This is a genomic window from Streptomyces sp. SolWspMP-5a-2 (genome assembly GCF_900091845.1).
GTDB classification, from domain to species: domain Bacteria; phylum Actinomycetota; class Actinomycetes; order Streptomycetales; family Streptomycetaceae; genus Streptomyces; species Streptomyces doudnae.
The window spans coordinates 1-10,081 of record NZ_FMCI01000046.1; the positions used below are offsets into that span (position 1 = coordinate 1).

The 10,081-nt window shown below is 74.6% G+C and carries 11 protein-coding genes and 1 pseudogene; 5 read left to right on the top strand and 7 right to left on the bottom strand.

Annotated features, from left to right (window positions below):
* The 3 genes and pseudogenes from GA0115242_RS41460 to GA0115242_RS04030 all read right to left on the bottom strand — a co-directional run.
* Positions 1-164, bottom strand: a pseudogene (locus tag GA0115242_RS41460) (maleylacetate reductase); the annotation flags it as partial.
* The gene (locus GA0115242_RS04025; protein WP_093824579.1) at positions 161-1,030 is read right to left on the bottom strand and encodes a dioxygenase family protein; all 870 of its coding nucleotides are present in this window, start codon (positions 1,028-1,030) and stop codon (positions 161-163) included. The pseudogene GA0115242_RS41460 and the gene GA0115242_RS04025, both read right to left, overlap by 4 nt.
* A 77-nt stretch (positions 1,031-1,107) precedes the next feature.
* On the bottom strand, positions 1,108-1,620 hold the full coding sequence (locus GA0115242_RS04030; RefSeq protein ID WP_093824581.1) for a hypothetical protein: 513 nt from the start codon (positions 1,618-1,620) through the stop codon (positions 1,108-1,110).
* A 198-nt stretch (positions 1,621-1,818) separates the two neighbouring features.
* Between GA0115242_RS04030 and GA0115242_RS04035 the strand changes: the two genes are divergently transcribed.
* Complete coding sequence (locus GA0115242_RS04035; RefSeq protein ID WP_093824583.1) at positions 1,819-2,163, top strand: cupin domain-containing protein; 345 nt, start codon at positions 1,819-1,821, stop codon at positions 2,161-2,163.
* On the opposite strand, the gene GA0115242_RS04040 is transcribed toward GA0115242_RS04035, so the two are convergent.
* Entirely contained in the window at positions 2,153-3,196 is a 1,044-nt protein-coding gene (locus tag GA0115242_RS04040; protein ID WP_093824584.1) for a LacI family DNA-binding transcriptional regulator, read from the bottom strand. The two genes, GA0115242_RS04035 and GA0115242_RS04040, sit on opposite strands and share 11 nt — an antisense overlap.
* Positions 3,197-3,317: 121 nt before the next feature.
* Here GA0115242_RS04040 and GA0115242_RS04045 point away from each other — a divergent pair, with 121 nt between their 5' ends.
* Entirely contained in the window at positions 3,318-4,478 is a 1,161-nt protein-coding gene (locus tag GA0115242_RS04045; RefSeq protein ID WP_093824585.1) for a Gfo/Idh/MocA family protein, read from the top strand.
* On the opposite strand, the gene GA0115242_RS04050 is transcribed toward GA0115242_RS04045, so the two are convergent.
* Together GA0115242_RS04050 and GA0115242_RS04055 are read right to left on the bottom strand one after the other, a co-directional pair.
* Complete coding sequence (locus tag GA0115242_RS04050; protein ID WP_093824587.1) at positions 4,459-5,085, bottom strand: poly-gamma-glutamate hydrolase family protein; 627 nt, start codon at positions 5,083-5,085, stop codon at positions 4,459-4,461. The genes GA0115242_RS04045 and GA0115242_RS04050 overlap by 20 nt on opposite strands.
* Positions 5,086-5,094: 9 nt before the next feature.
* Positions 5,095-6,126, bottom strand: a complete 1,032-nt coding sequence (locus GA0115242_RS04055; protein WP_093824589.1) for a LacI family DNA-binding transcriptional regulator — start codon at positions 6,124-6,126, stop codon at positions 5,095-5,097.
* A gap of 130 nt (positions 6,127-6,256) precedes the next feature.
* Here GA0115242_RS04055 and GA0115242_RS04060 point away from each other — a divergent pair, with 130 nt between their 5' ends.
* The 3 genes from GA0115242_RS04060 to GA0115242_RS04070 are packed head-to-tail and all read left to right on the top strand — an operon-like array spanning position 6,257 to position 9,273.
* On the top strand, positions 6,257-7,420 hold the full coding sequence (locus GA0115242_RS04060; RefSeq protein ID WP_093824591.1) for a phytanoyl-CoA dioxygenase family protein: 1,164 nt from the start codon (positions 6,257-6,259) through the stop codon (positions 7,418-7,420).
* 15 nt (positions 7,421-7,435) lie between these two features.
* Positions 7,436-8,212, top strand: a complete 777-nt coding sequence (locus tag GA0115242_RS04065; protein ID WP_093824593.1) for an SDR family oxidoreductase — start codon at positions 7,436-7,438, stop codon at positions 8,210-8,212.
* Between the two features lie 56 nt (positions 8,213-8,268).
* Entirely contained in the window at positions 8,269-9,273 is a 1,005-nt protein-coding gene (locus GA0115242_RS04070) for a Gfo/Idh/MocA family protein (protein ID WP_093824595.1), read from the top strand.
* 27 nt (positions 9,274-9,300) lie between these two features.
* On the opposite strand, the gene GA0115242_RS04075 is transcribed toward GA0115242_RS04070, so the two are convergent.
* On the bottom strand, positions 9,301-9,906 hold the full coding sequence (locus GA0115242_RS04075; protein ID WP_093824597.1) for a GPP34 family phosphoprotein: 606 nt from the start codon (positions 9,904-9,906) through the stop codon (positions 9,301-9,303).
* Between the last annotated feature and the right edge of the window lie 175 nt (positions 9,907-10,081).

Here is a 10,081-nt window from a genome sequence, read left to right on the forward strand (position 1 = left end):
GCGACCGCCCGCGCGGTGTCCGCGCCGCGCGCCCCGCACACCACGAGGAGCCGTCGCAGCCCGAGCCGCGCGGCCTCCCCGGCGACGGCGCCGGTCGCCGCGCCCGGCCGGAAGACGACCCGGACCGGCCGGGTCTCGTGGGTGAAGTCCGGGACGGTGTTCACGTGCGCTCCAGTACCAGGTCGAAACGGGCCAGCTCGAAGGCCCCGGTCAGGCCGAACCGCCGGGCCAGATCGGGATCCTCGGTCCGGGTGAAGTCCCGGACCAGGCCCGGCTTGACGGCGAAGACGGCGTCCGAGTCGAGGTAGTCGCCGCCCGCCACGAAGATGTGCGTGGTGACCGGGACGTGGTCCGCGGCCGAGGCGATGAAGTGGATGTGGGCGGGCCGGTAGGGGTGGCGTCCGGTCGCCCTGAGCAGGTCGCCGACGGGGCCGTCGGTGGGGATCGGATAGGGGCTCGGGACGCAGCTGCGGAACCGGACCCGGCCCTCGGCGTCGGCGGTGAACAGGCCGCGCCCGTTGCCCGGCGGCTGCACGTCCGGCCGCTGGACGTCGTAGAAGCCGTTGCCGTCGGCCTGCCACACGTCGACCACCGCGCCCGGCAGCGGGGAGCCGTCGGAGGAGCGCACCAGGACGTCGACCACGCAGGGCTCGCCGCCGCCGACCAGGTCGATGGTGGCGTCGGGCGGGCGGACCGGCGACTCGGTCATGTGGAAGGGGCCGAGGACCGTCGACTCGGTGGCGTCCGGGGCGTCCCGGCTGTTGACCTCCTCGACGACCATGGACACCCCGAGCACGTCGGACAGGAGCACGAACTCCTGGCGGACGTCGGTGCAGGTCTGCCCGGTCGCGGTGAGGAACCCGATCGCCCGCTCCCACTCCCGCTGGGTCAGGCCGGTCTCCCGCACATAGGCGTGCAGGTGCCGGACCAGCCCGGTGAGCAGCTCCCGCAGCCGCGGGTCCGCGGTGGTGTCGAGGCTGTGCACCGCCTCGTCCGTGACCGTGCTGCTGCCGGTGGCGTCGGTGGTCATGCCGGGTCTCCTCCCAGGGGGCGTGCGCGCGGGGTCCAGCATCCCGCCCGCGGTCCTGGCACGGGAGCGGACGCGCGCTATTTGATGATCGCGTTGGCCACCACGACGACCACGCCGAGCAGGGCGTCGGCGGCGCCGACGGCGACGGCGGCCGTCCAGGGGCGCCGCGACCAGCGGGCGGTGACCACGCCGAGGACGAACAGCAGCACGATGTTCAGCGTGAACGCCGCGTACTCCACACCGTTCGGCGGCCACCAGCCCCAGCCCGCACCGGCCAGGATCAGCACCGTCGGCAGCACGGCGGTGATCAGCGGCCACTCGGCGGCCAGCGCCCGCAGGGTGTCGCCCCTGCGGTGCGGGGCGCGGTCGGCGATGTAGTGGGCGTACCCGTGGGCCAGCGCCGAGGCGAACGCCGTCACCAGCAGCCAGGCCGCGTCGTAACGTCGGCTGCCGCGCGAGGCGTGCCCGTACTGGGTGAGCGCGGCGACCATGGAGGAGGCCAGCACGGCGCCGTACACCCCGCCGAAGAGGACGGCCTCGCGGGTGTCGTTGCGCTGCGGCGCGGTGACGGCCGCCGAAGACTCCGCCATTCCTCCACGATCACCCGGGGGAAACCACCGCGCGACCGGAGCGGACCACCGCGCGCCCCGGCGTCCGAGGCCACACCACGGCCGCCCCCGACGGCTCGGCGGGTCACCGGGCCGCCGGACAGAGTGTCCCGTCGTGGCCCGCTCGCCCGCACACTCTGTCCGTCCCCGGGCGGACCCGGCGCTCGTTAGGGTCCCCCCATGACGCACAGTTTCGCCCTCCACGTTCCCGACGTCGTGCTCGAACCCGAGCCGCTCGACCCCGCCCAGATCGTCTCCGGGACGCCCGAGGTCACCGGCCGGGTGGTGTGGGAGTCGGACGACGGGCGCCGGCTGCGCGGGGTCTGGCAGATCACGCCGGGGACGGTCACCGACACCGAGGCGGACGAGCTGTTCGTGGTGGTCAGCGGCTCGGCGACGATCGAGGTCGAGGGCGGGCGGACGTTCACCGTGGGCCCCGGCGACCTGGCCGTGCTGCGCGAGGGCGACCGGACGACCTGGACGGTCCACGAGACGCTGCGGAAGGTGTACGCGATCACTCGGTGAGCGGCGCGGCCGTGGTGCCCCTGATCCGCAGCGAGGGCGTGGTCAGGTGCCGCCGCCCCGGCGCGTCCGTGACACCGGGAGCGCCACCGGCGTCCCCGAGCAGCTCCGTCCGCTCGACACGGTCCAGAAGGCAGCGCGCGGCCCTGCGGCCGATCTCGTGGCCCGCGCTGTCGACGGTGGTCAGCCGCACGTGCCGGAGCCGGGCGATGCTGGTGTTGTCGTAGCCGACCACCGACACGTCCCGCGGGACCCGCAGGCCGAGTTCCTCGACGGCCGACAGCGCGCCGATCGACGCGATGTCGTTGACGGCGAAGAGGGCGGTGGGCCGCTGCGGGCGGCTGAGCAGCCGGACGGTGGCGCGGTAGCCGCCCTCCTCGGTCATGTCGCTGGGTTCGACCGGGCACTGCGCCGCGATGCCGTGGGCCCGGGTCGTCGCCGTGAAGCCGCGTCCGCGCAGCTCGCCGACCGCGCCGTACCCCGCGATGTGCGCGATCCGCCGGTGTCCGAGCCCGACGAGGTGCGCGGTGGCGAGCGCGGCGCCCCGCTCGTCGTCACCGGCGACGACGTCGACGCCGTCGGGCACCGGTTCGTGGGCCCCGGCGACGACGACCGTCATGCGGGCGGTGACGGCGTCCAGGGCGGCCGGGTCGGGCAGCGTGCCGACGATCACCAGGCCGTCGGCGCGCTGGTCGAGGAAGGGCCCGGTGAGGTCCTGGCCGGTGCGGCGGTTGAGGCGGGCGTCGGCCAGCAGCATCTGGAGGCCGTTCTCGTGCAGCAGGGAGTTCAGGCCGTCGAGGAGGTCGACGAACCAGGGGTTGCGCAGGTCGTTCAGGAGGACGCCGACGGTGCGGCTGCGCCGTTCGCTCAGGCTGCGGGCGGCGGCGTTCGGCCGGTAGCCCAGCTCGCGGGCGGCCCGCAGCACCGCGTCCCGCCGCTCGGGGCCGACCTGGTCGGAGCCGCGCAGCACCAGGGAGACCAGCGACTTGGAGACACCGGCGCGCTCGGCCACGTCACGGATCGTCGGCGGTCTCATGGATGGACCGTTCCACGCGCACGCGGGCCCTGTCAAAGGGTCGGGAAAGGGTTGACACCGGGGCGGGGGCGCGCACAGGGTGGCCGGGACAAGTTGTGGACCGGTCCAAAGAGGGGCTGTCATGGTGGATTCGCTGGGTGTCGCCGTCGTCGGGTTCGGCTGGATGGGCCGGGTGCACACTCAGGCGTACGCCCGGATCCCGCACCACTACCCGCGGCTCGGGCTCCGTCCCGAGCTGGTGGCCGTCGCCGACGAGGTGCGGGGGCGGGCCGAGGAGGCCGCCGCGCAGTTCGGGTTCGCGTCGGCGACCCGGGACTGGCGCGAGGTGCTGGCCGACCCGCGGGTGGACGCGGTCAGCGTCACCGCCCCGAACTTCCTGCACCGCGAGATCGGGGTGGCCGTCGCCGAGGCGGGCAAGCACCTGTGGATCGAGAAGCCGGTCGGCCTCGACCTGGCGGACGCGCGGGCGGTGGCCGACGCGGTCGCGGCGGCGGGCGTGCGCAGCGCGGTCGGCTTCAACTACCGCAACGCGCCCGCCGTGGAGCGCGCCCGCGAGCTGATCGCCGGCGGCGCGATCGGCACCGTCACCCATGTCGCGGTACGGCTGTTCAGCGATTACGCGGCGCACCCCGAGTCCGCCCTGACCTGGCGGTTCGAGCGGGAGCGCGGCGGCACCGGGGTGCTGGGCGACCTGGCCTCGCACGGCGCCGACCTGGCCCGGCACCTGCTGGGGGACATCACGTCCCTGGTCGCGGACACGGCGGTGTTCGTCCCGGAGCGGGCCCGCCCGACCGGCGCGACGGCCGGGCACACCCGGGCGGCGGGCGGCGCACTCGGCCCGGTGGAGAACGAGGACCACGTCGGCTGCCTGCTGCGCTTCGCCTCGGGCGCGCGCGGGGTCCTGGAGGCGAGCCGGGTCGCGGTCGGCGAGCAGAACAACTACGGCTTCGCGGTGCACGGCACCGAGGGCGCGGTGTTCTGGGACTTCCGCAGGATGAACGAGTTGGCGGTCAGCCTCGGCTCCGGCTACCAGGACCAGCCGGTCAGCACGGTCTATGTCGGCCCGGGGGACGGCGAGTTCGGTGCCTTCCAGCCGGGCGCGGCGAACGCCATGGGCTACGACGACCTCAAGGTCGTCGAGGCGCAGCGCTTCCTTCGGTCGATCGCCGAGGACGCCCCCTTCGGCGCGGGCCTGCCGGACGCGGTGCGCGCGGCCGCGGTGGTGGACGCGATGGTCCGCTCGGCGCGCGACCGCGCCTGGGTCACCGTCCAGGAGGGCTGAGCGCGCGGTCGGCGAGCAGGCGGACGCCCGCCACCAGGGCGTCCGCGACGGCGGGCGGCGGGGTGTCGGGGGTGTCGCGGTCGTCCGGGGTCATGGTGCGTGCGGCGAGCGGGAGTTCGACCTGGACGCCGCCCCGGCGGGCCAGGTTGACCGGGTTGCGGGGGTGCAGTCCGCGCAGCGCCCGCGGGATCGCGCCGAGGTCGGTGACGGGGTCGAACTCCGGTCGCAGCGCGCTCAGTCCGGCGGCGATCCAGTGCGCGGCCGCGCGGTTGGCGCCGCCGAGGAAGAGGGATCGCGGGGCGGCCGGGCGCAGATGGCCGTGCAGGGAGACGGTGATCTCGGCGCGGGCCAGGAACTCCCGCAGCGCCCGGCAGTGCGCCACCGCCATCGCCGGGGACGGGACATGGACCGGGCTGCTGCCCGGCTGGGTGAAGACCAGGCAGGTCGCGCCGGTCGACTCGGCGAGTGCGCGGGCGAGTTGGCCGGTGCCGCCCTCGTTGCTCGCGTGCAGGGCGAGGACACCGACCGGGCCGCCCGGGGTCAGCTCGGCGCGCATCGGCACGCCCGCGATCTCCAGGTGTTCGGTCCTGCTCGTCGGCGTCGGCATCGGGGCTCCTCAACCCGCCGTCTGCGGCGGCATGTTGTAGGGGGTGACGACCTGGATCGGGGACGGCAGGGTGGGCCCGGCCGGGGGCAGCGCGCCGTGCGCGCGCATCACGACGTGGCAGGCCTCGCGCATGTCCTGGCGCAGGTCGTGGTGGAGGACGGCGGAGAGCCGGTGGGCGCGCAGCAGCCGGGTGTTGTCGTGGTCGAGGTCGTGTGCCACGAACACCGCGCACGTCCGGCCGAGATCGGCGAAGGCGCGCAGGGTGGCGTTGTTGCCGCCGCCCATGGAGTAGACGGCCCTGATCCCGGGGTCACGCGCCAGGGCGGCCCTGACCAGGTCGTACTGGGTGGCGTCCAGGCCCTGGCCCTCGGCGATCTCGACGAGGGCGCGGCCGGGGTGGCGGGCGCGCATGACGCTGCGGAAGCCCATCTCGCGCTCCTCCTCGTTGCGGAAGAAGCCGCTGCTGAGGCTGGTGAGGATGTTGCCCGGCCGGTCGCCGAGCCACTGGCCCATGAGGTAGGCGGCGGTGGCGCCCGCGGCCCGGTTGTCGCTGCCGACGTAGGCGAGGCGGGCGGTGGCGGGCAGGTCGGTCACCAGGGTGACGACCGGGATGCCCGCGTCGGCGAGGCGGCCGACGGCGTCGGTGATCTCGGGGACGTCCGGGGCCTTGAGGATGACGCCCTGGGAGCCGCGTCCGGCTATCCGGTCGAGGGTCCGGGTCAGCTCGGTGACCGGGCCGGTCTCGCGGAAGTGGAAGCGGGAGCGGACCACCGCGGGGTGCAGGGCGGGCAGCTCGGTCTCCAGGGCGGCGCGGACGGCGGTGGAGAACCGCTCCGGGCTCTGCATCACGATGTCGATCATGAAGGTGCGGCCGACCAGGCGGACCTGGGAGCGCTGCCGGTCGAGATCGGTGATGGCCTGCCTGACCTCGCGCTCCGTGCTCGCGCGCACCCCTCCCCTGCCGTTCAGGACCCGGTCCACGGTGGCCTCGCTCAGCCCGGCCTGGCGGGCGATCTCCCGGATCGGGAAGGGGTGGCCCATGGGTCGGCTCCTTGAGGGGTTTTTGATGGCCGGGTGCCGGTTGTTCGAGGGCTTTGTCATGACAACAATGACAGCGCGGCCCGGTTCTGTCACCGACGGCCGTGTGGCCCTCCTCCCCGAAGGGACGACGATGTCCTTCACCTCCGTACGACACCCCGCGTGGTTCTCCGAGCGGGACTGCGACCTCTCCGCCTTCCGCGAGCTGGTCGAGCGGGACACCGACCCCGCGGAGTACCCGCACGCGTCCTCGGTCGAGCGGAACGCGCTGGTCTACGACAGCGCCCGGCTGCGCGCCGCCGACCCGGCCGGGGTCAGGGCCGAACTCGTCCGCGCCCTCGCCGACGGCCCCGGGATCGTGGTCCTGAAGGGCGCGTTCCCCGACGTGTCCGTGGTCGACCGGCTCGGCGACGTCTTCGAGGCGCTGATCGCCGAGCAGCGCGCCTCGGGCGCGGGCGGCGGCGACCATTTCGCGAAGCCGGGCGCCAACGACCGGGTCTGGAACGCGCTGGAGAAGGCGGCGCTGCACGACCCGGAGGCGTTCGCCGACTACTACGCCAACGACATCCTGGCGCTGGTCTCCACCGCCTGGCTCGGTCCCGGCTACCAGGTCACCTCGCAGGTCAACGTGGTCAACCCGGGCGGCGCCGCGCAGACCGCGCACCGCGACTACCACCTCGGGTTCCTCTCCGGCGAGGTCGCCGCCGCCTACCCGGCGCAGGTGCACCTGCTCTCCCCGGCGCTCACCCTCCAGGGCGCGGTGGCGCACTGCGACATGCCGGTCGAGTCCGGGCCGACGATGTACCTGCCGCACTCGCAGAAGTTCGGGCCCGGCTATCTGGCGTGGCGACTGCCCGCGTTCCAGGCGTACTTCGAGGAGCGGTACGTGCAACTCCCGCTCGCCAAGGGCGACGCGGCGTTCTTCAACCCGGCGCTGTTCCACGCGGCGGGCACCAACCGCTCGGCGGACGTCCGGCGCACGGCCAACCTGCTCCAGGTCTCGTCGGCGTTCGGCCGGGCCATGGAGACGGTGGACCGGGAGGCGGTCGCGAACGCCGTCTACCCGGTGCTGCGGGCCCGTCTCGCCGAGGGCGCCGAACCGTCCTGGGCGGAGAACGTGATCGCGGCGAGCGCCGAGGGGTACCCGTTCCCCACCAACCTCGACAGCGACCCGCCGGTCGACGGCCTCGCGCCGCCGACCCAGGCGGACCTCGTGCGGCGCGCGCTGCGCGAGTCGTGGACCCCCGAGACGCTGCGGGGCGGCCTGCGGGCCGCCGCCGAGCGCCGCGAGAGCTGAAAGGACCTGCAGGACATGGGACTTCTCGACGACAAGGTCGTCCTGGTCAACGGCGGCAGCCAGGGCGTGGGGGCCGCGGTCGCGCGGGCCGCGGCCCGGGAGGGCGCGGTGGTCGCGGTCTCCGGGCGGCGTCCGGCGCCGGGCGAGGCCCTGGTGACGGAGCTGACCAGGGAGGGCCACAAGGCGATGTTCGTGCGGGCCGACCTCGCGGACGCGGGCCAGGCGGGCACCGTGGTGGGCGATGTGATCGCCTCCTACGGCCGGGTGGACTGCCTGGTCAACTCGGCGGGCCTGACCTCGCGGGGAAGCCTGCTCGACACCACGCCCGAGCTGTTCGACCAGCACATCGCGATCAACCTGCGGGCGCCGTTCTTCGCCATGCAGGCGGCGGTGGCCGACATGGTCGCCCGCAAGGCGCCCGGCACGGTCGTCAACATCATCACGTCCTCGGCGCACGGCGGGCAGTCCTTCCTCGCCCCGTACGTGGCGGCCAAGGCCGGGCTGATCGGCCTGACCCGCAACGCGGCGCACGCCCACCGCTGGGACCGGGTCCGGATCAACGGCCTGAACATCGGCTGGACGGCGACCGAGGGCGAGGACGCGACGCAGAAGGCGTTCCACGGCGCGGGCGACGACTGGCGCGAGGAGGCCGCGGCCAGGCTGCCGATGGGCAAGCTCGGACAGCCCGACGAGATCGCCGACTTCGTGGTGCTCCTGCTGTCGGACCGCTCGGGCGTGGTCACCGGCTCGGTGATCGACTGGGACCAGAACGTCCTCGGCGGCCTCGACTGACCTCAAGCACGACCCGCATCACCCGCACGACCCCGCACCCAAGGAGCAGCATCCCCATGCGTATCGGAATCCTCGGCCTCGGCCGCATCGGCGCCTTCCACGCCGAGACCCTCTCCGGACTCGACGCCGTCGACTCGCTCGTCCTCGCCGACCCGTTCGCGGACGCGGCCAAGGCCGCCGCCGAGCGGTTCGGCGCCGAGGTCGCGGACTCGCCCGAGGCGGTGTTCGCGGCGGGTGTGGACGGCGTCGTCGTGGCCGCCGCGACCGACGCCCACCCGGCCCTGATCCTGGCCGCTGTCGAGGCGGGCGTCCCCGTCTTCTGCGAGAAGCCCGTCGCGCGCACGATGGGCGAGGGCGTGGCGGTCCTCGACGCCGTCCGGGACAGCGGGGTGCCGATCCAGATCGGCTACAACCGCCGTTTCGACCCCGGCTTCGTGGCCGCGCGGGCCGCCGTCCGCGGCGGGGAGCTGGGCCCGCTGCACACGGTCCGCTCGACCACGCTCGACCCGGCGCCGCCGCCGGCCGCGTACATCGCCGCCTCCGGCGGCATCTTCCGGGACTGCTCGGTGCACGACTTCGACATCATCCGCTGGGTGACCGGCCGCGAGGTGACGGAGGTGTACGCGGTCGGCGGCAACCGGGGCGCCGAGTACATCAAGGAGGCGGGCGACGCCGACACCACCGGCGCGCTGCTCACCCTCGACGACGGCACCCTCGCGGTGGTCTCCAACTCCCGTCACAACGCGCGGGGTTACGACGTCCGGATGGAGATCCACGGGTTCAAGGACTCGATCGCGGTGGGCCTGGAGGACAAGTTGCCGCTGCGGTCGGTGGAGCCGGGCGTGACGTTCCCCGCGGGTACCCCGCACGACTTCTTCATGGACCGGTTCACCGGCGCCTACCGGGCCGAACTGACCGCGTTCACCGAGGTCGTGGCGGGCACCAGGACCTCGCCCTGCACGATCGAGGACGCGCTGGAGGCGGGCTGGATCGCGGACGCCTGCACGCTGTCGCTCCAGGAGCACCGCCCGGTGACGATCGCGGAGGTCCGGGCCCTCTGACGCGTCCGGCGCCGGCGTCCGGTGGGGTTACGCGCCCCGCCAGACGTTGGCGAAGGCCGCGTTCTCGATGGCCCGGCGCCTGCGCACGGCGTCGAGTTCGGTGAGCGCCTCGACGACGGCGCCGAAGACGGTGCGGGCCGCCTCCTCGGGGGGCGGGCAGTCGTCGGGGACGTCGTCGCGCAGCCGCAGGAAGGTCGCGAGGGTCGCCAGGACGGGTTCGTCGGCGGCCCAGCGGTGCGCGGCGCGCAGCCGGGCCGGGGAGTCGACGGGCAGGGGGCGGTCGCCGCGCAGCCGCAGCCAGGAGCCGCGCGGCCGGGCGACCAGGCCCTCGGCCTCGAAGGCGGCCAGGTAGGCGGCGGCGAGTCCGCGGCCGCGGCGCCACAGCCAGTCGTCGACCGTCTCGCAGGGTTCCTCGGGCGGCAGCGCGGCGAGGGCCGCGTCCAGGAGCGGGTCGCCGAAGGGCTCGGGGCGCTCCCCCGGCACCAGGCTCTCGCCGTCCAGTGTCACCGCCCGCGCGCCGAGCAGGTCGAGCAGTTCGGCCCCGGCCAGCACGAGCGACAGCTCGCCCTGGGCCACGGGGCGGCCGAGCGCCCGGTCCATCACGCCGATCATGAGGTCGCGTGCCGTGCCCATCCGCGCTCCTTTCGACTGCACCGGCGACGGTACGCCGTCCCTGGGGCCGGGGCGAGCGCGCGTGACGCGAACGGCCCTGACGCGCCGTCGAGCGGCCGCCCCACCCCGTGGACCCCATTGTCCGCACATGCCCCCACCCACTATCTGGAAAGACACACGCCCGGGGCAAGCCCCG

Bases quoted from the DNA above. Each gene is read 5' to 3' on its own strand.
- GA0115242_RS04025 (WP_093824579.1), bottom strand. From the start codon at position 1,030: ATGACCACCGACGCCACCGGCAGCAGCACGGTCACGGACGAGGCGGTG.
- GA0115242_RS04030 (WP_093824581.1), bottom strand. From the start codon at position 1,620: ATGGCGGAGTCTTCGGCGGCCGTCACCGCGCCGCAGCGCAACGACACC.
- GA0115242_RS04035 (WP_093824583.1), top strand. From the start codon at position 1,819: ATGACGCACAGTTTCGCCCTCCACGTTCCCGACGTCGTGCTCGAACCC.
- GA0115242_RS04040 (WP_093824584.1), bottom strand. From the start codon at position 3,196: ATGAGACCGCCGACGATCCGTGACGTGGCCGAGCGCGCCGGTGTCTCC.
- GA0115242_RS04045 (WP_093824585.1), top strand. From the start codon at position 3,318: ATGGTGGATTCGCTGGGTGTCGCCGTCGTCGGGTTCGGCTGGATGGGC.
- GA0115242_RS04050 (WP_093824587.1), bottom strand. From the start codon at position 5,085: ATGCCGACGCCGACGAGCAGGACCGAACACCTGGAGATCGCGGGCGTG.
- GA0115242_RS04055 (WP_093824589.1), bottom strand. From the start codon at position 6,126: ATGGGCCACCCCTTCCCGATCCGGGAGATCGCCCGCCAGGCCGGGCTG.
- GA0115242_RS04060 (WP_093824591.1), top strand. From the start codon at position 6,257: ATGTCCTTCACCTCCGTACGACACCCCGCGTGGTTCTCCGAGCGGGAC.
- GA0115242_RS04065 (WP_093824593.1), top strand. From the start codon at position 7,436: ATGGGACTTCTCGACGACAAGGTCGTCCTGGTCAACGGCGGCAGCCAG.
- GA0115242_RS04070 (WP_093824595.1), top strand. From the start codon at position 8,269: ATGCGTATCGGAATCCTCGGCCTCGGCCGCATCGGCGCCTTCCACGCC.
- GA0115242_RS04075 (WP_093824597.1), bottom strand. From the start codon at position 9,906: ATGGGCACGGCACGCGACCTCATGATCGGCGTGATGGACCGGGCGCTC.